This window comes from Shinella sp. 20P9.1.1 (assembly GCF_057798995.1).
In genome coordinates this window covers 127,107-153,784 of sequence record NZ_JBYOLC010000003.1, presented here as the reverse complement: position 1 = coordinate 153,784, position 26,678 = coordinate 127,107, and the positions used below count along the sequence as shown (strand labels likewise).

23 protein-coding genes are annotated in these 26,678 nt (G+C 63.5%); 17 read left to right on the top strand and 6 right to left on the bottom strand.

Going from position 1 to position 26,678, the window contains the following annotated elements:
• Positions 1-38: 38 nt before the first annotated feature.
• Complete coding sequence (locus AC27VQ_RS06680) at positions 39-1,163, bottom strand: porin (protein WP_488715692.1); 1,125 nt, start codon at positions 1,161-1,163, stop codon at positions 39-41.
• 421 nt (positions 1,164-1,584) lie between these two features.
• Between AC27VQ_RS06680 and AC27VQ_RS06675 the strand changes: the two genes are divergently transcribed.
• The 3 genes from AC27VQ_RS06675 (at position 1,585) to lysS (ending at position 6,462) form a co-directional block, all read left to right on the top strand.
• The gene (locus AC27VQ_RS06675; protein ID WP_488715691.1) at positions 1,585-3,357 is read left to right on the top strand and encodes an SLC13 family permease; all 1,773 of its coding nucleotides are present in this window, start codon (positions 1,585-1,587) and stop codon (positions 3,355-3,357) included.
• A gap of 129 nt (positions 3,358-3,486) precedes the next feature.
• A complete protein-coding gene (gene gltX / locus AC27VQ_RS06670) occupies positions 3,487-4,956 on the top strand; it encodes a glutamate--tRNA ligase (protein ID WP_488715690.1) in 1,470 nt (489 codons plus the stop codon).
• A gap of 12 nt (positions 4,957-4,968) precedes the next feature.
• A complete protein-coding gene (lysS, locus tag AC27VQ_RS06665; RefSeq protein ID WP_488715689.1) occupies positions 4,969-6,462 on the top strand; it encodes a lysine--tRNA ligase in 1,494 nt (497 codons plus the stop codon).
• A gap of 127 nt (positions 6,463-6,589) precedes the next feature.
• On the opposite strand, the gene AC27VQ_RS06660 is transcribed toward lysS, so the two are convergent.
• Positions 6,590-7,348 carry a hypothetical protein gene (locus AC27VQ_RS06660; RefSeq protein ID WP_488715688.1) on the bottom strand — a complete coding sequence of 253 codons (759 nt, stop codon included), beginning with the start codon at positions 7,346-7,348 and terminating at the stop codon, positions 6,590-6,592.
• A 258-nt stretch (positions 7,349-7,606) separates the two neighbouring features.
• Here AC27VQ_RS06660 and AC27VQ_RS06655 point away from each other — a divergent pair, with 258 nt between their 5' ends.
• The 4 genes from AC27VQ_RS06655 to AC27VQ_RS06640 are packed head-to-tail and all read left to right on the top strand — an operon-like array spanning position 7,607 to position 11,053.
• Positions 7,607-8,449, top strand: a complete 843-nt coding sequence (locus AC27VQ_RS06655; RefSeq protein ID WP_488715862.1) for a metal ABC transporter substrate-binding protein — start codon at positions 7,607-7,609, stop codon at positions 8,447-8,449.
• Positions 8,446-9,306 carry a manganese/iron ABC transporter ATP-binding protein gene (locus AC27VQ_RS06650; RefSeq protein WP_421593986.1) on the top strand — a complete coding sequence of 287 codons (861 nt, stop codon included), beginning with the start codon at positions 8,446-8,448 and terminating at the stop codon, positions 9,304-9,306. The genes AC27VQ_RS06655 and AC27VQ_RS06650 overlap by 4 nt, the downstream gene beginning before the upstream one ends.
• Entirely contained in the window at positions 9,303-10,175 is an 873-nt protein-coding gene (locus tag AC27VQ_RS06645) for a metal ABC transporter permease (protein WP_488715687.1), read from the top strand. Before AC27VQ_RS06650 ends, AC27VQ_RS06645 begins: the two co-directional genes overlap by 4 nt.
• Complete coding sequence (locus AC27VQ_RS06640; RefSeq protein ID WP_488715686.1) at positions 10,172-11,053, top strand: metal ABC transporter permease; 882 nt, start codon at positions 10,172-10,174, stop codon at positions 11,051-11,053. The genes AC27VQ_RS06645 and AC27VQ_RS06640 overlap by 4 nt, the downstream gene beginning before the upstream one ends.
• Here the strand turns inward: AC27VQ_RS06640 and AC27VQ_RS06635 are convergent.
• Entirely contained in the window at positions 11,047-11,346 is a 300-nt protein-coding gene (locus AC27VQ_RS06635) for a hypothetical protein (RefSeq protein ID WP_313525581.1), read from the bottom strand. The genes AC27VQ_RS06640 and AC27VQ_RS06635 overlap by 7 nt on opposite strands.
• Before the next feature lie 224 nt (positions 11,347-11,570).
• Here AC27VQ_RS06635 and AC27VQ_RS06630 point away from each other — a divergent pair, with 224 nt between their 5' ends.
• Both AC27VQ_RS06630 and AC27VQ_RS06625 read left to right on the top strand, forming a co-directional pair.
• Positions 11,571-12,806 (top strand): NAD(P)/FAD-dependent oxidoreductase, encoded by a 1,236-nt coding sequence (locus AC27VQ_RS06630; protein WP_488715685.1) that lies wholly within the window; start codon positions 11,571-11,573, stop codon positions 12,804-12,806.
• Positions 12,807-12,847: 41 nt separating this feature from the next.
• A complete protein-coding gene (locus tag AC27VQ_RS06625) occupies positions 12,848-13,798 on the top strand; it encodes a nucleoside hydrolase (RefSeq protein ID WP_488715684.1) in 951 nt (316 codons plus the stop codon).
• A 45-nt stretch (positions 13,799-13,843) separates the two neighbouring features.
• Here the strand turns inward: AC27VQ_RS06625 and ung are convergent, their stop codons facing one another.
• Entirely contained in the window at positions 13,844-14,539 is a 696-nt protein-coding gene (gene ung / locus AC27VQ_RS06620; RefSeq protein ID WP_488715683.1) for a uracil-DNA glycosylase, read from the bottom strand.
• Between the two features lie 86 nt (positions 14,540-14,625).
• Entirely contained in the window at positions 14,626-15,792 is a 1,167-nt protein-coding gene (locus AC27VQ_RS06615; protein WP_488715682.1) for a dihydrodipicolinate synthase family protein, read from the bottom strand.
• A 350-nt stretch (positions 15,793-16,142) separates the two neighbouring features.
• Here AC27VQ_RS06615 and AC27VQ_RS06610 point away from each other — a divergent pair, with 350 nt between their 5' ends.
• The 5 genes from AC27VQ_RS06610 to AC27VQ_RS06590 are packed head-to-tail and all read left to right on the top strand — an operon-like array spanning position 16,143 to position 22,085.
• Positions 16,143-17,183, top strand: a complete 1,041-nt coding sequence (locus AC27VQ_RS06610; RefSeq protein WP_488715681.1) for a LacI family DNA-binding transcriptional regulator — start codon at positions 16,143-16,145, stop codon at positions 17,181-17,183.
• Positions 17,180-18,181, top strand: coding sequence for a Gfo/Idh/MocA family protein (locus AC27VQ_RS06605; RefSeq protein ID WP_488715680.1), 1,002 nt, complete (start codon positions 17,180-17,182; stop codon positions 18,179-18,181). The genes AC27VQ_RS06610 and AC27VQ_RS06605 overlap by 4 nt, the downstream gene beginning before the upstream one ends.
• Before the next feature lie 19 nt (positions 18,182-18,200).
• Positions 18,201-19,811, top strand: coding sequence for an acyl CoA:acetate/3-ketoacid CoA transferase (locus tag AC27VQ_RS06600; RefSeq protein ID WP_488715679.1), 1,611 nt, complete (start codon positions 18,201-18,203; stop codon positions 19,809-19,811).
• On the top strand, positions 19,804-20,586 hold the full coding sequence (locus AC27VQ_RS06595) for an enoyl-CoA hydratase/isomerase family protein (RefSeq protein ID WP_488715678.1): 783 nt from the start codon (positions 19,804-19,806) through the stop codon (positions 20,584-20,586). The genes AC27VQ_RS06600 and AC27VQ_RS06595 overlap by 8 nt, the downstream gene beginning before the upstream one ends.
• The gene (locus AC27VQ_RS06590) at positions 20,583-22,085 is read left to right on the top strand and encodes an aldehyde dehydrogenase family protein (RefSeq protein ID WP_488715677.1); all 1,503 of its coding nucleotides are present in this window, start codon (positions 20,583-20,585) and stop codon (positions 22,083-22,085) included. Before AC27VQ_RS06595 ends, AC27VQ_RS06590 begins: the two co-directional genes overlap by 4 nt.
• Before the next feature lie 47 nt (positions 22,086-22,132).
• Here AC27VQ_RS06590 and AC27VQ_RS06585 read toward each other — a convergent pair whose 3' ends face one another.
• On the bottom strand, positions 22,133-23,176 hold the full coding sequence (locus AC27VQ_RS06585; protein WP_488715861.1) for a LacI family transcriptional regulator: 1,044 nt from the start codon (positions 23,174-23,176) through the stop codon (positions 22,133-22,135).
• Positions 23,177-23,517: 341 nt separating this feature from the next.
• Here AC27VQ_RS06585 and AC27VQ_RS06580 point away from each other — a divergent pair, with 341 nt between their 5' ends.
• From AC27VQ_RS06580 to AC27VQ_RS06570, 3 genes are all read left to right on the top strand, one after another.
• Positions 23,518-24,768, top strand: coding sequence for an ABC transporter substrate-binding protein (locus AC27VQ_RS06580; RefSeq protein ID WP_313531627.1), 1,251 nt, complete (start codon positions 23,518-23,520; stop codon positions 24,766-24,768).
• 147 nt (positions 24,769-24,915) lie between these two features.
• On the top strand, positions 24,916-25,797 hold the full coding sequence (locus tag AC27VQ_RS06575) for a carbohydrate ABC transporter permease (protein WP_313531626.1): 882 nt from the start codon (positions 24,916-24,918) through the stop codon (positions 25,795-25,797).
• Positions 25,794-26,675: a carbohydrate ABC transporter permease gene (locus tag AC27VQ_RS06570; protein ID WP_313531625.1), complete on the top strand. Its 882-nt coding sequence runs from the start codon at positions 25,794-25,796 to the stop codon at positions 26,673-26,675. The genes AC27VQ_RS06575 and AC27VQ_RS06570 overlap by 4 nt, the downstream gene beginning before the upstream one ends.
• The last annotated feature ends 3 nt before the right edge of the window (positions 26,676-26,678 follow it).

Below are 26,678 nucleotides of genomic sequence, written 5' to 3'. Positions count from 1 at the left end.
AGGGCCGGCTCATCGCCGGCCCTTTTTTCAATGTCCTGTCAGAACGTGCGCTCGAAGCGCAGATAGCCGCCCCAGGCATCGGCATCCGGAATGTCAAAATTGTCGCGATAGGCAAGCTCGGGCGTCACTGTGAAACCGTCGACGACAGTGACAGGAAGGTCGGCAACGAAAGCGAAATTCTCATCCTCGTCATAGGCGGCCTGCGTATAGAAGGCGAGCTTGTCCGTGACCTGGAAATTCGCCCCCGCCCAGAGCGCCCAATCACCGTTCCACTGGGCGTAATAATTGTTGCTATCCGTATTGCCGACGCCGGTGCCGGCCGGATCGTTGGTGCTGTAGCCCGCCATGGCGAAGACGGACACCTTGTCGCTCAGGGTCAGGTCGAGCCGCAGCTTCGCCGCCCCCTCCTCCGCCACCGCGTCGTAAGCCGCGATGAAGGCGATCGCCCCCCAGTCCTTGGTCAGCGAAGCTCCGGCGACGATGTTGGGGACATAGTCCGAATTGGTGGCGCCGTCGCCGGGAAGCTCGAGACCGCCCGCGGCCGAGAAGCCGTTTTCACCGGTATGGGTATAGACGATCTGGCTGGTTTCGAACGGACCATAGGGAACGCCGAGGTCATCGCTGATCACATAGCCGGCATAGGCCGGGAAGGTGGAAAACAGCGAGTCGTTCATGCCGACGCGAAAACCGCCAAGCTCGATATAGGCGTATTCCACCTCGACATAATGAGAACTGCTGGTCGCGTCCTGATCGTAGTTGAAATGCAACTTCGCAGTGCCGCGCAGCGTCCCGTACTCGCTGTCCGTCCGTGCATCGACATCAAGCGCAAAGCGTGCCTGCTCGTAACGCGCGTCCCCGCGTCCATCGCCGGTGTCGGCAATGCCGTCGCCATCCGTGTCGATATCGTCAGGCGCATCGGCGCCAAATCCATAGTCCGGCATATTGCCCACGCCGATATCGAACCGCACATAGCCGCCGATCTTCAGGCAGGTCTCCGTGCCGGGGATATAGAAAAAGCCGGTACCGAAAGCGTCGCAGACGCGGACATAGTCCATCGGCTCGGGCTCCGCCGCGACGATGGCATCGGCCGCAAGTGCGGAGCCGGATATAGCACAGGCCGCCACCGTTCCAAGAAGCAGCAGGATTTCCCCCCTCGTTGTCATAAGCCCGTGCGTCCTGCCTGCTGTTGCCGCCATGGTAAGCCCCCAAACCATTAACTGAACATTCATTCAAAACTATCGCACATAATTATTATAAGACAATATGTTGGCGACGATCAAAAGATCTGTTCATCGCATGAACTGCCGTCGCGACGGGGAAAAATCAGTAAAATCAGGGGTCGAAGACGGGCCGGGCGGGTGGGGAGCTCGCCTGCCGTTTCGTTGGCCGCAGGGAGAAACCGGAAAAATCCCTGCGTTCTCCATCTCCGTCCTGTCCGGTTGACACGGCCCGTCTTCCCTTGGCAAACCTTGCGGCGGAGGGATTGTTCCGAAAAGAGCGCGTGCGTTTCCGTTGCCCGTCGACGGAACCCGAAGGCGTCAGCGGAATTCCATCCGAACATCGTCCCGCCGCACGGACCCTGACATGACCCTTGAGCAGACCTTCGCCTTCGTCGTCATCGCGCTCATGATGGCGGCGTTCATATGGGGAAGGTTCCGCTACGATCTCGTCGCCTGCTGTTCGCTTCTGTTGGCGCTGGCGCTCGGCATCGTCCCCTTCGACAAGGCCTTTTCCGGCTTTTCCGACGATATCGTCATCATCGTCGCCAGCGCCCTGATGGTGAGCGCGGCCGTCGCGCGCTCCGGCATCGTCAATCTGGCGGTGAAGCGCTTCTTCCCCAACCTCATCTCGAAACAGAGCCAGCTCGCGCTGCTGCTCGTCTCGGTCGCGGTGCTCTCGGCCTTCATCAAGAATATCGGCGCGCTCGCCATCATGATGCCGCTCGCCTTCCAGTTCGCCAAGAAATCTAACACACCCGCCTCGAAATTCCTGATGCCCATGGCCTTCGCCGCCCTGCTCGGCGGCCTGATGACCCAGATCGGCACCTCGCCGAACATCGTCGTCTCGCGGCTGCGCCAGGAGATCACCGGCGAGAGCTTCACCATGTTCGATTTCACGCCCGTCGGCGCGGTGCTGACGGTCTGCGGCATCCTCTTCATGCTGTTTTTCAACCGCATCGTACCCGAGCGGGAAAACGGCAATGCAAGCATCGAGGAATCGCTGGAGGCCTCCGCCTATTCCTCCGATGCGACGGTGGAGGAAGGCTCGCCCTCCGTCGGAAAATCATTGAACGAGATCCTGCGCAACGGCGACGGCGACGTGATCGCCACCGCCATCATTCGTGGCCACGTCCACCTCACGCCCTTGCCCGACGTGCGGCTCACCGCCGGTGACACGATCCTGATGGAGGGCACGGCGAGCGCGCTCGACAAGGTCGTCTCCGCCGCCGGTCTGACGCTTTCAGGCAAGCCGATCCAATCCGGGCGCGGCGAAGCCGATGAAATCAGCGCCATCGAAGTGGTCGTCGGCAACGAATCCCGCCTTATCGACATTTCCGCCCGCTCCATCGCGCTCTTTCATTCCTACGGCATCAATCTGCTCGCCGTCAGCCGGCAGGGCCAGCGCCTGCGCGAAAAGCTCTCCGCCGTGCGGCTGCGCCCCGGCGACGTGATCGTCATCCAGGGCAACAACCGGGCGCTCCCGACCCTATTGCCGGAGCTCGGCCTGCTGCCGCTCGCCCAGCGCGAAATCCTGCTCGGCTCGCCGCGCAAGGCGATCATTCCCGTGCTGATCCTGATTGCTGCCATGGCCTCGACGGCGCTTGGCCTCGTGCCGGTCGCGACCGGCTTCTTCGCCGCCGCCGTCGCCATGGTGCTGTTTCGCGCCGTGCCGCTGCGCGAGGCCTATGGCGCGCTCGATGGGCCGATCCTCGTCATGCTCGCAGCCCTCATCCCCGTGTCCGACAGCCTGCGCACGACGGGCGCCAGCGAACTCATCGCCGGGTGGCTCGGTGCCGTCGCCGTGCACCTGCCGCCCTTCGGCGCGCTTGCCCTCATCCTCTTGACGGCGATGGCCGTGACGCCCTTTCTCAACAATGCGGCAACCGTGCTCGTCATGGCGCCCATCGCCGCAAGTTTCGCCGGGGCGCTGCACTACAAGCCCGAGGCCTTCCTGATGGCGGTGGCGATCGGCGCCGGATGCGACTTCCTCACCCCCGTCGGCCACCAGTGCAACACCCTGGTCATGGGACCGGGCGGCTACAAATTCGCCGATTATCCGCGCGTCGGCCTGCCCTTGTCCTTCCTCATCGTGCTCGTCAGCATTCCGGCACTGCTCGTCGTCTGGCCGCTGCAATAGGGACTTTGAGTTTTTCTTGACGTGCCGGGCTGAATATGGTCTCAACCAGCCCAACGGAAAGCCCTCTCCGCCCATGTAAAACGGCACAAAACCGGGCTCTTCCTCCCATAAGTCAAGACGGGCCCTATCATGAGCACTTCCGGAACCGCATCCGGCGTTCGCGTACGCATCGCACCCTCCCCGACCGGCGAACCCCACGTCGGCACCGCCTATATCGCGCTGTTCAACTATCTCTTCGCCAAGAAGCACAACGGCACCTTCATCCTGCGCATCGAGGATACGGACGCCACGCGCTCGACGCCGGAATTCGAACAGAAGGTGCTGGACGCGCTGAAATGGTGCGGCCTCGAATGGTCCGAAGGCCCCGATATCGGCGGCCCCTACGGCCCTTATCGCCAGTCCGACCGCAAGGACATCTACCGCCCCTACGTCGACAAGATCGTCGACAACGGCCACGGCTTCAAGTGTTTCTGCACGCCCGAGCGGCTGGAGCAGATGCGCGAGGCGCAGCGCGCCGCCGGCAAGCCGCCGAAATATGACGGTCTCTGCCTGCATCTGACGGCAGAAGAAGTGACGAAGCGCGTCGAAGCCGGCGAGCCGCATGTCGTGCGCATGAAGATCCCGACCGAGGGTTCCTGCAAGTTCGTCGACGGCGTCTATGGTCCGGTCGAAATCCCGTGGGACGCCGTCGACATGCAGGTCCTGCTCAAGGCCGACGGCATGCCGACCTACCACATGGCGAATGTGGTCGATGACCACATGATGAAGATCACCCATGTGGCGCGCGGCGAGGAATGGCTGGCTTCCGTGCCGAAGCACATCCTTATCTATCAATATCTCGGCCTCGAGCCGCCGGTCTTCATGCACCTGTCGCTGATGCGCAATCACGACAAGTCGAAGCTGTCGAAGCGCAAGAACCCGACCTCGATCTCCTATTATTCGGCGCTCGGCTACCTGCCGGAAGCGCTGATGAACTTCCTCGGCCTGTTCTTCATCCAGATCGCCGAGGGCGAAGAACTGCTCACCATGGAGCAGCTCGCCGAAAAATTCGACCCGGAGAACCTCTCCAAGGCCGGCGCGATCTTCGATATCCAGAAGCTCGACTGGCTGAACGGCCGCTGGCTGCGCGAAAAGCTGACCGAAGAGGAATTCGTCGCCCGAGTCCTCAACTGGGCGATGGAAAACGACCGCATCCGCCAAGGCCTGAAGCTGTCGCAGTCGCGCATCTCCAAGCTCGGCGAACTGCCCGATCTCGCCGGCTTCCTCCTGAAGTCGGATCTCGGCCTGACGCCGGAGGTCTTCGCCAAGGTGAAGTCCACCCCGGAGGAAATTCTCGAAGTGCTGAATCAGGTGCAGCCGGATCTCGAAAAGATGCCGGAATGGACCGTCGAAAGCATCGAAGCGGAACTGCGCGCCAGCGCCGACCGGCTCGGCAAGAAGCTCAAGGTCGTCGTCGCCCCGCTGTTCGTGGCCGTCTCCGGCTCGTCGCGTTCGCTGCCGCTCTTCGACTCGATGGCCATCCTCGGCCGCTCCGTCGTACGCCAGCGCCTGAAGGTCGCCGCACAGGTCGTCGCCTCCATGGTCGGCAGCGGAAAGTAAGGACTGAAAAGAATGAACGACAAGACAGAAACCGCCCTTTCCTCCGATCCGACGGAAGTCCGCCGCCAGAAGCTCGGCCAGCTGCGCGAGACGATCGGCGATGTCTATCCGGCACATTTCCACCGCACGATGACCAATGCGGAACTGGCGGCCAAATACGAGACGCTGGAGCTCGACACGGAAAGCGGCGACGTCGTGACTGTCGCTGGCCGCGTCTATTCCTCGCGCAATTCCGGCATGTTCATGGATATCCATGACGCCTCGGGCAAGATCCAGATCTTCTCCCACAAGGACACCACGCCGGAAGAGGCCCGCAATCTGCTGCCGATGATCGACATCGGCGACATCATCGGCGTCACCGGCGTCGTGCGCCGCACCAAGCGCGGCGAACTGACGATCAACGCACAGCAGATCGTGATGCTGACCAAGTCGCTTCTTCCCATGCCGGAGAAGTGGAACGGCATCGCCGACGTCGAAATCCGCTATCGCAAGCGCCACCTCGACATCATGAGCAACGAGGAATCGAAGCTGCGCTTCCAGCAGCGCTCGAAGATCGTCTCGGGCATTCGCCGCTTCATGGAAAACGATGGCTTCATGGAAGTCGAGACGCCCATGCTGCACTCCGTCTATGGCGGCGCGACGGCCGAACCCTTCAAGACGCACCACAACACGCTGAAGCTCGACATGTACCTGCGCATCGCGCCGGAACTGTTTTTGAAGCGCACGCTGGTCTCCGGCCTCACCGACAAGGTGTTCGAGATCAACCGCAACTTCCGCAATGAGGGCGTGTCGACCCGGCACAATCCCGAATTCACCATGATGGAGTGCTACTGGGCCTATGCCGACTACGAGGACATCATGGACCTCGTGGAACGTCTGTTCGCCGAGCTGGCCGTAAAAATCCACGGCTCGACCGAGTTCGCCTATGGCGACAAGGAAATCTCCTTCAAGGGGCCGTTCAAGCGTGTGCCGATGCCCGATGCCGTGAAGGAAGTGACCGGCATAGATTTCCTCGCCATCAAGACGGACGAGGAAGCCCGCGCTGCCGCCAAGGCTGCTGGCTTCGAAGTCGAGAAGGACTGGACCTGGGGCGAATGCCTCGCCTTCATCTTCGAGGAGAAGGTCGAGGGCACGCTGATCCAGCCGAGTCACGTCACGCATTTCCCGAAGGACATATCGCCCTTCGCAAAGGAAGTACCGGGCGAGCCGCGCCTCGTCGAGCGTTTCGAGACCTATTGCAACACCTGGGAACTCGGCAACGCTTTCTCCGAACTCAACGACCCGGAAGAGCAGCGCGCCCGCATGGTTGAGCAGCTTGAACAGGCACACGCCCGCGGTGAAAAGGCCAAGCAGCTCGACGATGAGTTCCTGGACGCCATCGACCAGGGCATGCCGCCGGCCGGCGGTCTCGGCATCGGCGTCGACCGTCTGATCATGCTGCTCACCAATGCCCCGTCGATCCGCGACGTTATCCTCTTCCCGGCCCGCCGGGCGAAGGCCGACTGAGGTCGGCAAGACACGCAGACATTGTTGCCGCCACTTCGGTGAAACGAGGTGGCGGCATTTTTATTTTAGGGTGGGATTTTGAAATGGGCATTCGCCGCGCAGAGGCGCGACGGTCCAAGCTCAGGCGTCAGTGCTCACTCGAAGCGACCTCGTGCGAACCTTCTTCAGCCGCCTCGGCATGTTCGCCGCCTTCCGCCGGTGCCTCGTGGCCACCTTCTGCAGCCTCGCCGTGCCCACCCTCGGCCGCCTCGCCATGGTCGCCTTCCGCCTTGGCTTCGCCGTGGCCGGCGCTTTCGCCATGCCCGCCCTCTTCAGCAACGGCATTGGGATCGACACAATCTTCCCGCTCTTCCATGGCGGTCACGATGGTCTTGATCTCGTCCAGCGAGAGTTCCTTGCGCGCGCCGTAGAATTCGCCATTCTCGGCGGGCTTGCCGTCCGTATAACGGGCGACGAAGGGCGCCGTCATGCCGGGAATGGCGGAGGGATTGCGAGCGAACAGCACTTCGGCGCCGATAGCGCGGCCGCGCATGTCGGCACGGTTTTGCGGGCCGGCGGCATCGAGCAGGATGACCTGGTAGAGATCGGCCTCCTCATGATTGGAGACGGCCCCGGCGACACGCAGCGCCGTCTTGATACGCACGTCCGCCTCCTTGGCCTCCGAACGCACATATTTGCGCAGCCATTGCTGGCCGTTGCGATCCAGCCGCACGGTGGTGACGAGGGTGCAGGCCGCACCGGAAATCTGCTCCGCCGGTGGCCCGAGCAAAGCTTCACGCCCGACGATGATGGCCGCGGCACCCGAGGCGCCGGTCAGTACCATGACACCGGCGACGATGATCAGAAGCTTGCGGGACAGGCGAAATGACGTCGGGAGCAGCTTCACGGGCGGCAACTTCTCTTAAAACGCAGGAACACGAACGCGCCGAGAGCGCGCGAACTTTGCACACTCTACAGCTATGGCGTTTCGGAAGTTTTAAACGGCCGCGTCCGATTTCGGGACGGTTTTGCGAATGATTTGCAATTGCGTTGACAGGTCGCAAAAGCCCCCTATAGTTTAATGCAACTCATTCGCAAAAGCAGATCAGGACATCCAATGCTCCGCCGATCCTTCAATGCCTTTCTTGCTAGCCTGCCCCTCTTGATGACTACCCCCGCGCTCGCCCAGGAAAAACCCAAGGTGGTCACGACCTTCACCATCATCGCCGATATCGCGGCGAATGTGGCGGGCGATGCGGCAACGGTGGAATCGATCACGAAGCCGGGCGCCGAGATCCACAACTACCAGCCGACGCCGCGCGATATCCTGAAGGCGCAGGATGCCAAGCTCGTCCTGTGGAACGGCCTCAACCTTGAACTCTGGTTCCAGAAATTCCTGCGCAATCTCGGCGACGTGCCCAACGTCACGGTCTCCGAAGGCATCGAGCCGATGAGCATCGTGGAAGGGCCCTACCAGGGCAAGCCGAACCCGCATGCCTGGATGTCACCGGACAATGCGCTCATCTATGTCGAGAACATCCGCAAGGCGCTCGGCTCGCTCGATCCCGCCAATGCCGCGACCTATGACGCTAATGCCAAAGCCTATAGCGACAAGATCAAGGCGCTCGGCGAGGAGATGAAGGCGAAGATCGGCGCACTGCCGGCCGAAAAGCGCTGGCTCGTCACCAGCGAAGGCGCCTTCTCCTATCTCACCCGCGATTTCGGCCTGAAGGAGCTCTTCCTCTGGCCGATCAACGCCGATCAGCAGGGCACGCCCAAGCAGGTCAAGGCCGTGATCGACGCGGTGCGCGAGCACAATATCCACGTCGTCTTCTCCGAAAGCACCGTCTCGGCCGATCCGGCCAAGCAGGTCGCGGCCGAAACGGGCGCGGCCTATGGCGGCGTGCTCTATGTCGACTCCCTGAGCGAGGCGGATGGCCCCGTGCCGACCTATCTCGACCTGTTGCGCGTCACCTCCGAGACCATCGTGAAAGGCCTTTCGCAATGATGATGGGCAGCAAGACGAAGAAGGTCGACGGCATCGTCGCCGAGGATGTGACCGTCACCTACCGCAACGGCCATACCGCGCTGACCCATGCCAGCTTCTCGGTGCCGAAGGGCACGATCACCGCGCTGGTCGGCGTCAATGGTGCGGGCAAATCCACGCTGTTCAAGGCGATCATGGGCTTCGTGCCGATTGCCGCCGGCAAGGTGACCATCCTCGGGCTCACCGTGCGCGAGGCGCTGAAGAAAAATCTCGTCGCCTATGTGCCGCAGGCCGAGGAGGTCGACTGGACCTTCCCGGTGCTGGTCGAGGATGTCGTCATGATGGGCCGCTACGGCCACATGAACTGGCTGCGCATTCCGAGCAAACGCGACCATGACATGGTCGAGGAGGCGCTGGCGCGCGTCAACATGGCGGCCTTCCGCAAGCGCCAGATCGGCGAGCTCTCCGGCGGCCAGCGCAAGCGCGTCTTCCTCGCCCGCGCGCTCGCGCAGGAGGGCCAGGTCATCCTGCTCGACGAGCCCTTCACCGGCGTCGATGTCAACACCGAGGAGCAGATCATCGAGCTGCTCGGCAAGCTGCGCGACGAGGGCCGCGTCATGCTGGTCTCCACCCACAACCTCGGCAGCGTGCCGGATTTCTGCGACCGCACGGTCTTCGTGAAGGGTACGGTCATCGCCTCCGGCCCGACGGCCGAAACCTTCACCGAGGCCAATCTGGAACGCGCCTTCGGCGGCGTGCTGCGCCACTTCATACTCGGCGGCCACGACCTGCACGACGACGAGGACAAGCGCTCCGTCAAGGTCATCACCGACGACGAGCGCCCCTTCGTCATCTACAGCGAGGAGAAGACGCCGTGATCGACGCGCTTCTCGAACCCTTCGCCTACGGCTACATGGTCAACGCCATGTGGGTGAGCGCGCTGGTCGGCTGCATCTGCGGTTTCCTCTCCGCCTATCTGATGCTGAAGGGCTGGTCGCTGATCGGCGATGCGCTCTCGCATTCCATCGTGCCGGGCGTGGCCGGCGCCTATATGCTGGGCCTGCCGTTTGCCGTCGGCGCCTTCCTCTCGGGCGGGCTTGCCGCCGCCGCCATGCTCTTTCTCAACCGCCAGACGCGGCTGAAGGAAGACGCGATCATCGGCATGATCTTCTCCTCCTTCTTCGGCCTCGGCCTGTTCATGGTCTCGCTCTCGCCGACGCCGGTGAACATCCAGACCATCGTTCTCGGCAATATCTTGGCGATCACGCCGGAGGATACGATCCAGCTCGCCATCATCGGCGTGGTGACGCTGGTCATCCTGCTGCTCAAATGGAAGGACCTGATGGTCACCTTCTTCGACGAGAGCCATGCCCGCTCCATCGGCCTCAACCCGACCGGCCTGAAAATCCTGTTCTTCACGCTGCTCAGCGCCTCAACGGTCGCGGCCATGCAGACGGTCGGCGCCTTCCTCGTCGTCGCCATGGTGGTGACGCCGGGCGCGACGGCCTATCTCCTGACCGACCGCTTCCAGCGCCTCGTGGTGATTGCCGCAACGCTGGGGGCCGGCACCAGCTTCGTCGGCGCCTACGCCTCCTATTTCCTCGACGGCGCGACGGGCGGCATCATCGTCGTGCTGCAGACGGCGATCTTCCTCCTCGCCTTCCTCTTCGCGCCGAAACACGGCCTGCTCGCCGCCCGCCGCCGCAGCCGGCTGGCGCTTGAAACCGCGCAAGGCATCCAGCCATGAACGAGACGCTCGAACTCGCCCTCCTGCCCTTCCAGCTCGCCTTCATGCAGAACGCCTTCCTGGTGACGCTGATGATCGCGGTGCCGATGGCGCTGCTCTCCTGCTATCTCGTGCTGAAGGGTTGGTCGCTGATGGGCGATGCCGTCTCGCATGCCGTGCTGCCGGGCGTCGTCATCGCCTATGTCGTCGGCCTGCCCTTTGCCGCGGGCGCCTTCGTCGCCGGCCTCACCTGCGCGCTCGCCGCCGGCTACCTCAAGGACAACAGCCGCGTGAAAGAGGATACCGTGCTCGGCATCGTCTTTTCCGGCATGTTCGCACTCGGCCTCGTGCTCTACGTCAAGATCCAGCCGGATATCCATCTCGACCATATCCTCTTCGGCGACATGCTCGGCATCGCCCCATCCGATCTCATAGAAACCGGCGTGATCGCCATCGCCTCGACCGGCTTCATCCTGCTCTTCCGCAAGGACCTGCTGGTGCATGCCTTCGACCGCCAGCACGCCTCCGCCATCGGCCTGCCGGTGAACCTCCTGCATTACGGCCTGCTCGCCGTGCTCTCGCTGGTCGTGGTCGGCGCTCTGAAGGCGGTCGGCATCATTCTCGCCATCGCCATGCTGGTGGCGCCCGGCGCCATCGCCGCCCTCCTCACCCGGCGTTTTCCGAGCATGCTGCTCGTCGCTGTCGGCGTCGCGGTTGGCGCCTCCTTCTTCGGCATCTGGCTGAGCTTCATCATCGACAGCGCGCCGGCACCGACGATCGTTCTGCTGATGACCGTCCTCTTCGTCTTCGCCTTCGTGCGGCAGATGCTTGAAAACCGGAAGCCCGGCACGCAGGCCGGGCAACGGGCGACGATGTCGTCAGAGGCGTCGGATCAATAGACGTCGACGACGCGATTTTCGCACTTGCGGACGTGCTCGAAGTAGCGATTGCCGTAGGCGTCGTAGCGGCGGACCTTTTCCACCATGCAGAAGACATCACCCTTGACCTTGACGACTTCATAGCGCGGGCGATGGGTGATGACACGCAGGTATTCCGCGCCGTCACTGCCGCCGCGACCACCGTGGCCGCCACGGCCACCACCATTGTCACCACGGCTCTGGGCCATGGCGACGCCAGCGAAGGACGATGCGAGGGTTGCGATGGCAAGGATGGTTACGATCGATTTTTTCATGGGTTTCTCTCCTCTTTAAGGGGAACCGGACTATCCGTTCCGTGAGAAGAAAGATCGCATATCCCGGCATTGCCGGCTGTTCCCCATGGCACATGGCCAGCGACGCGGGATAGGTCAGCGCCGGTCGACAGCTTTGCCTTTTCCGTCTATCGTCCGCCGCAATCGCCCGCCGGTCCATCGCATTCGGCGGCAAAAGACCAGAAGACCAACGCATACGGGACACCATGGCGCATATCGGTATCGTCGGCGGCGGGCTTATCGGCTGCGCCTCAGCGCTGCATTTGCTCGAACAGGGCCACGCCGTCACCATCCTCGAGCGGGATGCCGGTGGCCTGCCGGCTTCCGTCGGCAATGCCGGCATTCTCGCAACGCCGGAGATCGACCCGATCGCGCGGCCGGACATGCTGCTCTCCGTGCCGAAATGGCTGCTCGATCCGCTCGGGCCTTTGACGCTGCGATGGCAGGATCTGCCCGCGCTGACGCCCTGGCTCGTGAGGCTCTTGCTCTCGGCCCGCGCAAGCAAGGTCGCCGCCAGCCGTGCCGCCCTGCTCTATCTCATGAAGACCGCCGAAACCGATCATCTTCGCCTCGGTCAGTTCGTCGGTATTTCCGGCCATATCCGCGACACCGGCGCAATGACGGTCTTCGACAGCGCCGCCGCCCGCGACAAGGTTTTTGCGCATGAGACTGAGAACGCCAGGCTGATCGGCTGCAATGTCGAAAAGCTCGATGTGGAGGAAGCCCGCCGCCGCGTGCCGGCTTTGCAGGGCGCCTTTGCCGGTGCCGTCTTCAACGACGGCCACAAGACGTTCGAATATCCGCTGACCTTCCTGCGCCGCCTGCAGGCAGCGCTTCGCGAGCGCGCAGCCCTCGTCGATGCCACGGTCTCCTCGGTCGCGCAGGCTGAGAGCGGCGTCCTCGTACGCACCGAAGGCGGCCGCGAGTTCACCTTCGACAGGCTGGCGATCACCTCCGGCATCTGGTCGCGCCGCTTCGTGGCCGATCTCGGCCTGAAGGTGCTGCTCGAAACCGAGCGCGGCTACAACACCACCTTCATGAACCCATCGACCACGCTGGAAATGCCGGTGTTCTTTGGCGAACACGGCTTCGTCGCGACGCCCTTCGAAAACGCGTTGCGCATCGGCGGTGCCGTCGAGCTCGCCTCGCCGGAAGCGCCGGCCAATTACAAACGCGCGGCCGCCATGCGCCGGAAGATGCGCCGCTACGTGCCGGACCTCCAGGAGGACGGCGGAACGGAATGGATGGGCCGCCGGCCCTCGACACCGGATTCGATCCCCGTCATCAGCCTGCATCCGCGCGACCCGCGCATCGCCTTCGCCTTCGGCCACGGCCATCTCGGCCTGACGCTTTCGGCGACGACCGGCCGCCATGTCGCCCGCCTGCTGGCCGGCGAGGGCGAAAGCGCGCTTGCCCCCTTCTCCATCGCCCGCTTCCAGTAAGCGCGCGATCACCCCGCAAAAATAACAAGAAAGGTCCCACCATGCATAAGGTCATCTTCGATACGGATCCCGGCGTCGACGACGCCATGGCGCTATTGTTCCTGCACAACCACCCCGACATCGACCTCATCGGCATCACCACCGTCTTCGGCAATGCATCGATCGAGACGACGACGCGCAACGCGCTGTTCCTGAAGCGCGAATGGGGCATTTCGGCGCCGGTCGCCAGGGGCGAAGGCAAGACCTACAATCCCATGCGCAACCCGGTCGACTGGCCGGTGATGATCCACGGCCATGACGGGCTCGGCAACATCAACGTGCCTGAGACGATCGACCTGCCAATCGATCCGCGCAGCGCACCGCGCTTCATCATCGAGACCGTGCGCGCCAATCCCGGCGAAGTCACGCTGATCGCCGTCGGCCGCATGTCGAACCTCGCCTATGCGCTGAAGGAGGACCCCGCGATTGCCGGCCTCGTCAAGCAGGTGATCATCATGGGCGGCGCCTTCGACGTGCCCGGCAACATCACGCCGGCCGCCGAAGCCAATATCCATGGCGATCCGGAAGCCGCCGATGCCGTGATGACCGCACCATGGAAGGTCGTCGTCGTCGGCCTCGACGTGACGATGAAGACCGTGATGACGCGCCGGCGCCTGGCCGAACTCACCGCGCTGAACAGCACGCATCTGAAGCTGCTCTCCGACATCTCGCAGTTCTATATCGACTTCTACGGCCAGCACGTGAAGGACGAGGGCATGGTGGTGCATGACAGCTGTGCCTGCATCTATCTCGTCGCCCCCGAGCTCTTCGCCACCCGCAGCGGTGCGATCCGTGTCGTGGCCGGCGGCATCGCCGATGGCCAGACGATCCAGAAGCCCGACGCCCGCAGCTTCCCGCCCGGCAACTGGGACGATCTGCCGAGCCAGCACGCCTGCATCGGCATCGATGCGGACAAGGTCATGGCGCTGCTCGACGAGACGCTCATCCGCTAAATCCAGGCCGGCCGGTGCCCGTCACCGGCCGCTTCACATCCTTGATCATTGCGCCGTGCCGGGCAATTGCCAGTCGATCGGCTTGCGGCCATGCTTCTCAAGGAATGCATTCGCTTTCGAAAACGGTTTCGTGCCGAAGAAGCCGTTATGTGCAGACAGAGGAGAAGGATGCGGCGAGCGCAGCACGAGATGGCGCTTGCTGTCGACGAAGGCAGCCTTCTTCTGCGCGTAGGATCCCCAGAGGATGAAGACGACGGGCTTTTCCTGTTCGTTGACCGCGCGGATGACGGCGTCCGTGAACCGCTCCCAGCCCTTGCCCTGGTGGGACGCGGCGCGGCCCATTTCCACGGTCAGCACGCTGTTCAGCAAAAGCACGCCCTGTTTGGCCCAATGCTCCAGAAAACCATGGCGGGCCGGCGGGATGCCGAGGTCGTCCTGCATTTCCTTGTAGATGTTGACGAGCGACGGCGGAATGCGCACGCCGGGCTGCACCGAAAAGCACAGGCCATGCGCCTGCCCCTCGCCGTGATAGGGATCCTGCCCGAGAATGACGACGCGCACCTCATCGAGCGGCGTGAGGTCGAGCGCGCGAAAATACTCGGGCCCCTTCGGGAAGATACGGCGTCCCTCCTGCTTCTGCTCCAGCAGGAAAGCCTTCAGATCGGCCATATAGGGGCTCGAAAATTCGTCAGCCAGCGGCCCTTTCCAGCTTTCGCCGATCTTGACGTCCGTCGCAGCCATCGCCCCGCTCCCTCTGTTTCAAGAGCAGAGTTTAACGCCGGATGGGCGAAACGACCGGCATAAGCGCCGGTCATCCACAGCAAATGTCAGGCGACGCCGAGCACCGTCATCAGGCTTTTCATGCGCGCGGCGGCCAATTCCGGCCTGTCGAGCACGTTGGCCTGATCGGCGAGGCGGAAGACATCGGCATAATGCGTGACGCCGCGCGCCGACTGCATGCCCGCCGGCATGGTGAAGTGATCCTGATGACCGTTCAGCCAGGCGAGGAACACGACACCGGCCTTGTAATACTGCGTCGGCGCTTCGAAAATCTTGCGCGACAGCGGCACGGTCGGCTCGATGACCGCGCGGAACGTATCGACATCTCCGGCAGCGAGCGAGGCAAGCGCCTTCGAAGCCTGCGGTGCGACGGCGTCGAAAATGCCGAGCAAGGCGTGGCTGTATTTGCGGCCGTCGCCTTCGATGAGTTCGGCATAGTTGAAATCATCGCCGGTGAAGCAGAGCACATCCTCGGGCAACCGGTCGCGGAGCGCGATTTCACAGGCATTGTCGAGCAGCGAGATCTTGATGCCCTCGACCTTCGAACGGTTCTCCTCGATGATGGAAAGAACGGCATCGAGCGCCGGTTCGAAGTTTTCCGAGCCCCAGTAGCCGCGAAGCTGCGGATCGAACATGTCGCCCAGCCAGTGCAACACGACCTTGTCCTTCGCCTGGCCGAGGATGCGGCCATAGACCTTGCGATAGTCGTCGGGCGATTTGGCAAGACGGGCAAGCGCCCGGCTCGCCATCATGATCGCCCTTCCGCCGTGCTTTTCGACGAAGCCGATCTGCTCCTCGTAAGCACGGATGACGTCATCGAGCGACCGGGCATCGGCAGGGTTGAGATGATCCGTGCCGGCGCCGCAGGCAAGGTCGGCGCCCGGCACCGTCTTGGCCTCGGCCAGCGAGCGGCGGATCAATTCCTGCGCGCCGGCCCAGTCGAGCCCCATGCCGCGCTGCGCCGTATCCATCGCTTCGGCGATGCGGAAGCCGAGCGACCAGAGATGATGCCGGAACGCCATGGTCCGCTCCCAGTCCACCGCCGGCGCCTCCCAGGGACGCGCGTCGCGACGCGGGTCCGAAACGACATGCGCCGCCGCATAGGCGATGCGGTTGAATACAGGCGCGGAGGCAGGTCGCGCCGTGGGCGAGCCCACGAGAGAATAGGCTTCGACGCCACCATCGGCACGCGGCAGGGAAAGGCTGATCGGCATGGAGTCCTCCCAAGGGTTTTCAAGGCAATAATTTAGATCGTTCCAAATTTCAAGCAAGATTTTCTCGAATTGTGGGGACGATGCTAGGCGACACCTTGCGGCCGGGACAATGAAAACGGCTTCACCATTTCCGATCTGCATCCAAGAAACGCGACATGAATCCCTGATTAACAGCCGCTTTAACGATGACAACGGCGCCCTCGCCACCTTTGAACCCCGAGGCGACACCGTGTAAGCCTGACGCATCGACTGCTCGCAAGCGGTTACAATTCACCGCTTGACAAATTTGGAACGATCCAATTAATTAACACCAACAAGCGGGGAACGAGGCCCGCACAGGGAGGATGATCGTGAACAAGGGCCGGGTGACTGTCGTCGATATTGCGCACGCCGCCGGCGTGTCGAAATCGACCGTGTCGCTCGTCCTGCAGGCAAGCCCCCTCGTCAACGAAGCGACGCGCGCCAAGGTCACCGCCGTCATCCGCGAGCTTGGCTATGTCTATAATCGCGGGGCGGCGAACCTGCGCCAATCGGCGTCGTCGAAGATCATCGGCATCATCGTCAACGATCTCACCAACTCCTTCTTCGCGGAGCTCGCGGTCGGCATGGACATGGTCATGCAGTCGGCGGGCTATGTGCAGTTCCTGTCGAATTCCGCCGAAAGCGTCGACCGCCAGCGCGAGGTCATCGCCTCCATGCGCGAGCATGGCATTGCCGGCCTCATCATCTCGCCCGCCCGTGGCACGGAGGCCATCGACCTGAAGCCGCTGGTCGCCAGCGGCATCCCGGTCGTCGCGGTGGTGCGCAACGTGGTCGGCGCAAAGGTCTCCTCACTGTTTTCCGACAACTATGCCGGCGCGAAGGATGCCGTCCGGCACCTCGTTTCGCTTGGCCACAGCCGCATCGCCTTCCTCGGCGGCATCGCCAACACGACCGTCTTCACCGAACGCGTGCAGGGCTGGCGCGATGCGCTGGCGGAAGCCGGCCTCGCGGCCCCCGATACGCTGGTCATCAGCTCGACGGCCTCGCGCGCCGGCGGCGTCACAGCAATCGAGCGTGCCCTTTCGCTGCAGGATGCGCCGACGGCCGCCCTCTGCTTCAACGACGCGGCCGCCTTCGGGGTCTGCGACGGCCTGCGCGCCGCCGGCAAGGAGCCGGGCCGCGATTTCGGCGTGGTCGGCTTCGACGACGTGATCGAGGCCGAAACCGCCGTGCCGGCGCTGACGACGGTCTCCGTCGATCCGCAGGGCATGGGCCGGCGCGCGGCACAGCTGCTGTTGAAACAGATCAATGCGGGTCGGGTGGAGCCCGAGGCGATCGTCGGTTCGGTGCGCCTCGTCGTGCGCCAGAGCTGCGGCGCCGGAGAAAAGACGCGGAGGATGTCGGCATGACGAAATGGGGCCTGATCGGCGCGAGCACGATCGCCAAGGAATGGGTGATCGGCGCCATCCGCGCAACGGGCGGCGAGATCGTGTCCGTGATGAGCACCAGCGCCGAGCGCGGCAAGGCCTATGCCGACGCGCAGGGCATCGCCAAATCGGTGACGACGCTCGAAGAGCTCGTCAACGATCCTGATATCGACGCTGTTTACATTTCCACGACGAACGAACTGCATCGCGACCAGGCGCTTGCCGCCGCCAAGGCCGGCAAACACATCCTGTGCGAAAAGCCGCTCGCCATGTCGCTTGCCGATGCCCGCGCCATGGTACAGGCCGCCAAGGACGCCGGCGTCGTCATGGCGACCAACCACCACCTGCGCAATGCCGCCACGCACCGCGCGATGCGCGAAGCCATCAAGGCCGGCCGCATCGGCACGCCGCTGTCAGCGCGCGTCTTCCACGCCGTCTATCTGCCGCCGCATCTGCAAGGCTGGCGCCTCGACAAGCCGGAGGCCGGCGGCGGCGTGATCCTCGACATCACCGTGCACGATGCCGATACGCTGCGCTTCGTGCTGGACAGCGACCCGGTCGAAGCCATCGCTTTCTCCCAGGCCGGTGGCATGGGCAAGGCGGGGCTGGAGGATGCGGTGATGGGCGTGCTGCGCTTCGAAAACGGCGTCATCGCGCAGTTCCATGACGGCTTCACCACGAAATTCGCCGAAACCGGGCTTGAAGTCCACGGCACCGAGGGTTCGTTGATCGGCCGCAACGTCATGACGCAGCGCGCCATCGGCACGGTGACGCTCCGCGACGCCGGCGGCGAACAGGACCTGCCGCTCGATTCCCGCAATCTCTACGAGACCGCACTTGCCGCTTTCCACGCCGCCGTCGCCGGCAACGGAAAGCCGTCCGCGACAGGCGAGGATGGCGTCTGGTCGCTGGCAACAGGCCTAGCCGTGGTGGAAGCGGCACGCACGGGCGGCACGGTCAAGATCGCACCGGGCCTTTGAGGAACATTCGGAAAAGACCATGAGCAAGCATATCACCCCGCGCCAGGCCGCAGACCTCATTCCGGACAGAGCCGTGGTTTCGGTTTCCTCGTCCTCCGGCCTCGGTTGCCCGGACCTGACCCTGAAAGCCATCGGCGAACGTTTCGACGAGACGGGCCATCCGCAGAACCTGACGACGCTGCACCCGATCGCCGCCGGCGACATGAGCGGCATCAAGGGGGTCGACTACATCGCGAAGAAGGGGCTTCTGAAGAAGATCATCGGCGGCTCCTACCCGTCCGGCCCCTCCTCCTCCGAACCGCCACTGATCTGGCAGATGATCACTGGCAACGAGATTCCCGCCTATAATATCCCTTCCGGCATCCTGTTCGACATGCACCGCGAGGCCGCCGCCAAGCGCCCCGGCGTCATCACCAAGGTCGGCCTCGAAACCTTCGTCGATCCGCGCCGCGAGGGCTGCGCGATGAATGCCGCCGCCGCCCAGGAACCCGTGGTCGAAAAAATCACCTTCGCCGGCGAGGACTGGCTCTACTTCAAGGCGATCGCGCCGCAGGTCGCGATCATCCGCGCCACCACGGCCGATGAACGCGGCAACCTGACCTACGAGCATGAGGGTGCGTATCTCGGTGGTCTCGACCAGGCGCTCGCCGCCCGCAACAATGGCGGCATCGTCATCGCGCAGGTCAAGCGCATCACCAAGGAAGGCTCGCTGAAGCCCCATGACGTGCGCGTGCCGGGCGTGCTGGTCGATTACATCGTGGTCGATCCGGAGCAGAAGCAGACGACGCAGACCCTCTACGACCCTGCCATTTCCGGCGAAATCTTCCGGCCGCTTGACTCATTCCGCGTGCCCGAGTTCAACATCCAGAAGGTCATCGCCCGCCGCGTCGCGCAGGAGCTGGAAGCCGGCAGCGCCGTCAATCTCGGCTTCGGCATTTCCGCCAACGTGCCGCGCATCCTGATGGAAGAAGGCCTGCACGGCGCCGTCACCTGGGTGATCGAACAGGGTGCCGTCGGCGGCGTGCCGCTGCTCGACTTCGCCTTCGGCTGCGCCTCCAATGCCGATGCCTTCATGCCTTCGCCCTACCAGTTCACCTATTTCCAGGGTGCCGGCTTCGATGCTTCGCTGCTCTCCTTCCTGGAGATCGGCAAGGACGGCTCGGTCAATGTCTCGAAGCTCTCCTTCCGGCCGCATGTGACGGCGGGTTGCGGCGGCTTCGTCGATATCACGGCACGCGCCAAGAAGATCGTCTTCTCCGGCATGTTCAATGCCGGTGCCAAGCTCGGCATCGCGAACGGCAAGCTGGTGATCGAGAAGGAAGGCAAGCTGAAGAAGCTGGTCAATGAAGTCGAGCACGTGACCTTCTCCGGCCCGCGCGGCGTGGCGCAGGGGCAGGACATCACCTATGTCACCGAGCGCTGCGTGCTGAAGCTGACGGCTGATGGCATCGTGCTCACCGAAATCGCGCCGGGCGTCGATCTCCAGGCGCACATCCTCGATCAGTCGGAATTCGATCTCTTCGTCTCGCCGGACCTCAAGGTCATGGACGCCGCCCTCTTCACGGATGCGCCGATCGGCCTGACGCTGCCGCAGAAGGCATCGCGCACGCTGGGGGCAAACCATGGCTGAGCCGCACATCCGTATCTCCGTCGAGGGCTTTGTCGCGACGATCACCGTCGCGCGGCCGGAAAAGGCGAACGCCTTCGATATCGACATGCTGAAGGAGCTTTCCGCCGCCTGCGACGACGTGGAAGCCAATGCCGGCGTGCGCGTCGCAATCCTGACCGGCGAGGGCAAGGCCTTTTCCGCGGGCGGCGATATCCGGGCCTGGGCCGGCATGGAGGCTAATGAGTTCGGCCATGCCTGGGTGCGCTTCGGCCACCGCGTCTTCGAACGGCTGGCAACGCTGCGCATGCCGCTCATCGCCGCCGTCAACGGCCATGCGCTGGGCGGCGGGCTGGAACTGGCGGCGGCGGCGGATATCCGTATCGCTGAACGCCATGTGAAGATCGGACTGCCGGAAACCGGCCTCGGCATGGTGCCCGGCTGGTCGGGCACGCAGCGGCTGGTCAAGCGGTTTGGCGCGCAGGCCGTGCGCCGCATGCTGATCGGCGGCGAGGTACTGACGGCCGACGAGGCACAAACGCTCGGCATCGTCGATCAAGTCGTCGAAACCGGAACGGTGCTTGAGGCCGCGAAAACCTATTCGGCGCGCATAGCGGCACGCGGGCCGGCGGCGACGGAAATTTCAAAGCTGATGATCGCGGTGGCGAACGGCGAAGACAATGGTGCGGCGGTGGAGGCCCTGGGCTCGATCCTCGTCGCCAAGACCGGGGACCTGAAGGAAGGCGTCGCCGCCTTCACCGGAAAACGCCCCGCAGAGTTCAAGGGAGACTGGTCATGACCGCGCATGTGAAACCCAAGGCGCTCGACAACTTCAAGGCACGCGATTTCCGCATGCTGATCGATGGCGTCTGGACGGAAGGCGACGGCCTAGTCGAGCGCATCGCGCCCGGCCACGGCGTGGTCGTCAGCCGCTATCCGGCCGGCAACAGGGCCGATGCCGAACGCGCCATCGCCGCCGCGCGAAAAGCCTTCGACAATGGTCCGTGGCCGCGGATGACGGGCGCCGAGCGCTCCAACATCCTGCTCAAGGCCGCCGACCTCATCGCCGCACGCGCCGATGAACTCGCCTTCCTCGACTGTATCGAAAGCGGCAAGCCGATCAGCCAGGCCAAGGGCGAACTGGGCGGCGCCGTCGATATCTGGCGTTATGCCGCGGCGCTTGCCCGCGACCTGCACGGCGAAAGCTACAACACGCTTGGCGACGGCACGCTCGGCGTCGTGCTGCGCGAGGCGATCGGTGTCGTCTCGATCATCACGCCGTGGAACTTCCCCTTCCTGATCGTCAGCCAGAAGCTGCCCTTCGCGCTCGCTGCAGGCTGCACGACCGTCGTCAAGCCGTCGGAACTGACCTCCGGCTCGACGCTCGTGCTCGGCGAGATCCTCATCGAGGCCGGCGTGCCCGCGGGCGTCGTCAACATCGTCACCGGCACTGGCCCTGAGGTCGGCGAGCCGATGACGACGGATCCCGACGTCGACATGATCTCGTTTACCGGCTCGACGGGTGTCGGCAAGCTCACCATGGTCAATGCGGCACAGACGTTGAAAAAGGTGTCGCTGGAACTCGGCGGCAAGAACCCGCAGATCGTCTTCCCCGATGCCGATCTCGACGCCTTCGTCGACGCCGCCGTGTTCGGCGCCTATTTCAATGCCGGTGAATGCTGCAATGCCGGCTCGCGGCTGATCCTGCATACATCGATTGCCGAGGAGGTGACGGCCCGCATTGCGGAGCTGGCAGGCAAGGTCAAGGTCGGCGATCCCCTCGATCCGACGACGCAGGTCGGCGCGATCATCACGCCGCAGCATCTGGAAAAGATCGGCGACTATGTCGAGGGCGCGGTGAAGGCCGGCGCGTCGGTAACGCTCGGCGGCGGGGCCCTCGATCTCGGCCTCGGTCAGTTCATGGTCCCCACCATCCTCTCGGGCGTGGAGCCCGACATGGCGGTCGCCCGCGAAGAGGTTTTCGGCCCGGTCCTTTCCGTGCTGACCTTCGAGACGACCAAGGAGGCGATCCGCATTGCGAATGCCATCGACTACGGCCTGTCGGCCGGCGTCTGGAGCCGTGATTTCGACACCTGCCTGACGGTCGGCCGCAAGGTGCGCGCCGGCACGGTCTGGATGAACACCTTCATGGACGGCGCGTCAGAACTGCCCTTCGGCGGTTATCGCCAGTCCGGCCTCGGCCGCGAACTCGGCCGCCATGCGGTGGAGGATTATACGGAAACCAAGACGCTCAACATGCATATCGGCGCCCGCACCGGCTGGTGGATGCCGCGATGACAAAACCCTTCCCGGCAACCATGGATGGGACCGGCTCCGCCGCCCGCTCAGGGCGTCGGGAAGCTGAATTGCGGGCTTTGCAGGATCGTCAGGCCCTCGACCGGCTCGCCGGCAATACGTTGCAACAGCAAACGGCCCATGGCCTCGCCGGCGGCCTTCAGGTCCTCGTAGATGGTCTCGACCTTCGGCTGGATCTGGCTGAGCAGCCGCGACGTCTGCTTGGCGACGATATCGTATTCCACGCCGAGCGAAAGACCGTTGTCGCTCATGCCGGTAATGGTCGCGAGCGCGGAGACCTCGCCGGGACAGGTGAACCCATCGGGCGCATCGGGCTCGCCGCTGCGGCGGCGCACATAGTCGCGGATCATGTCGGCGGGGCTGTCGAGGTCGAGCGTGTCGGGGATTTCGTAGGCGACACCGGCTTCGCGCACGGCGGTCATGAAGCCGTGCAGCATGTGTTGGCAGAAGGTCAGCCGCTTGGGCGGCAGGATGATCGTGACCTTGCGCCGGCCCTTGACGATCAGCCGCTTGGTGGCCTCGTAGGCGAAGGCGAAGTTGTCGTAGTCGACGAAGGCATGCGGGGTGGAGAACTCCGTACGGCCGTGCGTGACGAAGGGAAAGCCGTTTTCCAGAAGCAGCCGCACACGCGGATCGAACGGCTCGGTGCGCGAGAAAATCAGGCCGTCGGCCATACCGTTGCGGATGATGTAGTTGACCGCATCGACATTGCTACCGTCGAGGAAATTCGGCGTGACGATGAGATGGTAGGGCGTCGCCTGAAGCGCGCGCGCCAGGCCATGCATGATGGACGTGCCGAAGCCCAGGATTTCCTCGTGCGGATCGAGCAGCACGGAAATGACATTGGTACGGCCGGTCTTGAGACGCTGGGCGGCGCGGTCCGGCAGGTAGCCGATCTCGGCTGCCACCTCGTGCACGCGGCGCCTTGTGCTCTCGGAAATCTGCGGCGCATTGCCGAGCGCGCGCGACACCGTGGTGATCGCAAACCCCGTCAGTTCCGCGATCGTCTTCAGCGTCGGCTTGCCGGCTCGAAGCGGGTTGCGGGCGGTTTCACTGTCGGCGGGCTTTTCGATGCGGGGCACGGGTGCATTTCTTCGGATGGGGAACGTCGATTTCCGGCACCATATCGAGCGCCCCGCCCTTCGGCAATCTTGCGCTGCACAGAATTTAAAACGTTTTCAGTGCATCGCACAAAGCGCCACGATTTTCAGCAATCGCTGAAATCACCTGAATTTGCCGCAATCTCAAAGACAGTTGCTGCGCCCTGCCGTGGCGACTTGACTCCGCAAATTTACAACGTTTTAAATTGGCGCGGCGCTTTGAGCCATAGACTGGATTCCGACGCCCTCACGGGGCTCGGTCATATCGGCGAGAGGAGGCTCTCGCCCTCGAACTTGCAAACGGGAGGAATACGATGCGCAAGTTTCTGACGACCACTGCAGCGATTGCGGTGCTGATGGGCCTGGGCGGCACGGCCGCTCGCGCCGCGGAAAACGTGGAAGTTCTGCACTGGTGGACGTCGGGCGGCGAAGCTGCCGCTCTCGACGTTCTGAAGAAGGACCTCGAATCCAAGGGCATTTCCTGGACCGACATGCCGGTTGCCGGCGGTGGCGGCACGGAAGCCATGACGGTGCTGCGCGCCCGCGTCACGGCCGGCAACGCGCCGACCGCCGTGCAGATGCTCGGCTTCGACATTCTCGACTGGGCCAAGGAAGGCGCACTCGGCAATCTCGACGAAGTCGCCGCCAAGGAAGGCTGGGACAAGGTAATCCCGACCGCCCTGCAGCAGTTCTCCAAATATGACGGCCACTGGATCGCGGCCCCCGTCAACGTCCACTCCACCAACTGGATGTGGATCAACAAGGCGGCCCTCGACAAGGCCGGCGGCAAGGAGCCGGCAAACTGGGACGAACTCGTCGCCCTGCTCGACAAGTTCAAGGAACAGGGCATCACGCCGGTCGCCCATGGTGGCCAGCCGTGGCAGGACGCGACGATCTTCGACGCGGTCGTGCTCTCCTTCGGCAATGACTTCTACAAAAAGGCATTCATCGATCTGGATCCGGACACGCTGGGCGGCGCCCAGATGAAGGAAGCCTTCGATCGCATGACGAAGCTGCGCTCCTATGTGGACGACAACTTCTCGGGCCGTGACTGGAACCTCGCATCCGCCATGGTCATCGAAGGCAAGGCCGGCCTGCAGTTCATGGGCGACTGGGCAAAGGGCGAATTCATCAAGGCCGGCAAGAAGCCGGGCTCGGATTTCGTCTGCATGCGCTTCCCGGGCACGCAGGGCTCGGTCACCTTCAACTCCGACCAGTTCGCGATGTTCAAGGTTGCCGCAGAGAAGGTTCCGGCGCAGCTCGTCATGGCCTCGGCCATCGAAAATCCGGTCTTCCAGTCGGCCTTCAACGTGGTCAAGGGCTCGGCGCCTGCCCGCACCGACGTCTCCGACGAAGCCTTCGACGATTGCGGCAAGAAGGCCATCAAGGACCTTGCGGAAGCCAACACCAACGGCACGCTGTTCGGTTCCATGGCGCATGGCCATGCCAACCCGGCCTCGGTCAAGAACGCGATCTATGACGTCGTGACCCGACAGTTCAACGGCGAGCTTTCCTCCGAGGAAGCCGTGACGGAACTCAAGGCCGCCGTCGAGGCCGCGAAGTAAGGGGCTCGCTCCTTGCCCTCCCTCTCCCCGACGGGGAGAGGGAACCTGAACGCCGCGGCAATGCCTTCTCCAACGGAGGGAGGGCGGCGAGCCGGATGAGGGGGCCTCGAGCCGCCCTGTAACCCGATTTCAACGGTGGTATCGACCATGGATAGCCGAAGCCGGCTGCAGGAGCTTTTGCCGAAGCTCGTGCTGGCCCCCAGTTTCCTCATCGTGCTCGTCTTCGTCTATGGCTTCATCGCCTATACGGGCTTCCTGTCGCTGACGGACAGCAAGATGCTCCCCTCCTACAATTTCGTGGGACTGAGCAACTATTCCAAGCTCTGGGCGCTGCCGCACTGGTGGCGGGCGATCTCGAACCTGGCGATCTTCGCCTCGCTCTATATCGTCATCTGCTCGGTGCTGGGCCTAGCGCTCGCCATCCTGCTCGACCAGAAGATCCGCGCCGAAGGCATTCTGCGGCCGATCTACCTCTACCCGATGGCGCTCTCCTTCATCGTGACGGGCACCGCCTGGAAGTGGTTCCTCGATCCCGGCATCGGGCTTGAGAACACCATGCATCTCTGGGGCTGGGAAAGCTTCGCCTTCAGCTGGATCAAGGACCGCAACTACGCGATCTACTGCGTGGTGATCGCCGCCGTCTGGCAATCCTCCGGCTTCGTCATGGCGATGTTCCTCGCGGGGCTCCGCGGCGTCGACAACGAGATCATCAAGGCCGCCCAGATCGACGGCGCGTCGACCTCGACGATCTACCGCCGCATCATCATTCCGCTGATGCGCCCGGTGTTCCTGTCCGCCTTCGTCGTGCTCGCCCACCTCGCCATCAAGGCTTACGATCTTGTGGTGGCACTGACCGGCGGCGGCCCCGGCCAGGCGACGGAGCTTCCGGCGACCTTCATGTATTCCTACACCTTCACCCGCAACCAGATGGGCATCGGCGCCTCGTCGGCCATCATCATGCTGGTCATGATCTTCTCGATCATCATCCCCTACCTCTATTCCGAAATCCGCGGAGGCAAAGGCCGATGAGCGCGCAAAACCCCGACAACGTCATCTCGCACAACAAGCTCACCCGTGCGCTGATCTACACCGCCCTCATCTTGTTTGCGGTCTATTATCTGCTGCCGCTCTACGTGATGCTGGTCAACTCGCTGAAGCCGTTGGAGGAAATCCGCCAGGGCGGCATGCTGAACCTGCCTAAGGTCTGGACGATCGAGCCCTGGCTGCAAGCCTGGTCGACCGCGCAGATCGGCGTGCAGCCGACGGGCCTGCGGCCGTTCTTCCTCAATTCGATCCTGATGGTCGTGCCGGCCGTCGCGATCTCCGCCATCATCGGCGCACTGAACGGCTACGTGCTGACCAAGTGGCAGTTCCGAGGCTCGAACGTCTTCTTCGGCCTGCTGCTGCTCTCCTGCTTCATCCCGTTCCAGATCGTGCTCATTCCGATGGCGCGCATTCTGGGAATGATCGGACTTGCCGGCTCGCTCTGGGGGCTGATCCTCGTGCATGTCGTTTACGGCATCGGCTTCACCACGCTCTATTTCCGCAACTACTACGAAAACTTCCCGACCGAGCTGGTGCGTGCCGCCCAGATCGACGGCGCGAGCTTCTTCCAGATCTTCTACCGCATCCTCTTGCCGTCCTCCGGTCCGATCATCGTCGTCTCGGTCATCTGGCAGTTCACCAATATCTGGAATGACTTCCTGTTCGGCGCCTCCTTCTCCGGCGCCGATACGACGCCGATGACCGTCGCGCTCAACAACCTCGTGCAGTCATCGACGGGCGTGAAGGAATACAACGTGCATTTTGCGGGCGCGATCCTCGCGGCGCTCCCCACCCTCATCGTCTACATCGTCTCCGGACGGTATTTCGTGCGCGGCCTGATGTCCGGCGCCGTGAAAGGATAACGC

Bases quoted from the DNA above. Each gene is read 5' to 3' on its own strand.
- AC27VQ_RS06575 (WP_313531626.1), top strand. From the start codon at position 24,916: ATGGATAGCCGAAGCCGGCTGCAGGAGCTTTTGCCGAAGCTCGTGCTG.
- AC27VQ_RS06570 (WP_313531625.1), top strand. From the start codon at position 25,794: ATGAGCGCGCAAAACCCCGACAACGTCATCTCGCACAACAAGCTCACC.
- AC27VQ_RS06635 (WP_313525581.1), bottom strand. From the start codon at position 11,346: ATGAAAAAATCGATCGTAACCATCCTTGCCATCGCAACCCTCGCATCG.
- AC27VQ_RS06580 (WP_313531627.1), top strand. From the start codon at position 23,518: ATGCGCAAGTTTCTGACGACCACTGCAGCGATTGCGGTGCTGATGGGC.
- AC27VQ_RS06590 (WP_488715677.1), top strand. From the start codon at position 20,583: ATGACCGCGCATGTGAAACCCAAGGCGCTCGACAACTTCAAGGCACGC.
- AC27VQ_RS06680 (WP_488715692.1), bottom strand. From the start codon at position 1,163: ATGACAACGAGGGGGGAAATCCTGCTGCTTCTTGGAACGGTGGCGGCC.
- AC27VQ_RS06605 (WP_488715680.1), top strand. From the start codon at position 17,180: ATGACGAAATGGGGCCTGATCGGCGCGAGCACGATCGCCAAGGAATGG.
- AC27VQ_RS06630 (WP_488715685.1), top strand. From the start codon at position 11,571: ATGGCGCATATCGGTATCGTCGGCGGCGGGCTTATCGGCTGCGCCTCA.
- lysS (WP_488715689.1), top strand. From the start codon at position 4,969: ATGAACGACAAGACAGAAACCGCCCTTTCCTCCGATCCGACGGAAGTC.
- AC27VQ_RS06650 (WP_421593986.1), top strand. From the start codon at position 8,446: ATGATGATGGGCAGCAAGACGAAGAAGGTCGACGGCATCGTCGCCGAG.
- AC27VQ_RS06600 (WP_488715679.1), top strand. From the start codon at position 18,201: ATGAGCAAGCATATCACCCCGCGCCAGGCCGCAGACCTCATTCCGGAC.
- AC27VQ_RS06595 (WP_488715678.1), top strand. From the start codon at position 19,804: ATGGCTGAGCCGCACATCCGTATCTCCGTCGAGGGCTTTGTCGCGACG.
- AC27VQ_RS06640 (WP_488715686.1), top strand. From the start codon at position 10,172: ATGAACGAGACGCTCGAACTCGCCCTCCTGCCCTTCCAGCTCGCCTTC.
- AC27VQ_RS06615 (WP_488715682.1), bottom strand. From the start codon at position 15,792: ATGCCGATCAGCCTTTCCCTGCCGCGTGCCGATGGTGGCGTCGAAGCC.
- AC27VQ_RS06675 (WP_488715691.1), top strand. From the start codon at position 1,585: ATGACCCTTGAGCAGACCTTCGCCTTCGTCGTCATCGCGCTCATGATG.
- gltX (WP_488715690.1), top strand. From the start codon at position 3,487: ATGAGCACTTCCGGAACCGCATCCGGCGTTCGCGTACGCATCGCACCC.
- AC27VQ_RS06625 (WP_488715684.1), top strand. From the start codon at position 12,848: ATGCATAAGGTCATCTTCGATACGGATCCCGGCGTCGACGACGCCATG.
- ung (WP_488715683.1), bottom strand. From the start codon at position 14,539: ATGGCTGCGACGGACGTCAAGATCGGCGAAAGCTGGAAAGGGCCGCTG.
- AC27VQ_RS06655 (WP_488715862.1), top strand. From the start codon at position 7,607: ATGACTACCCCCGCGCTCGCCCAGGAAAAACCCAAGGTGGTCACGACC.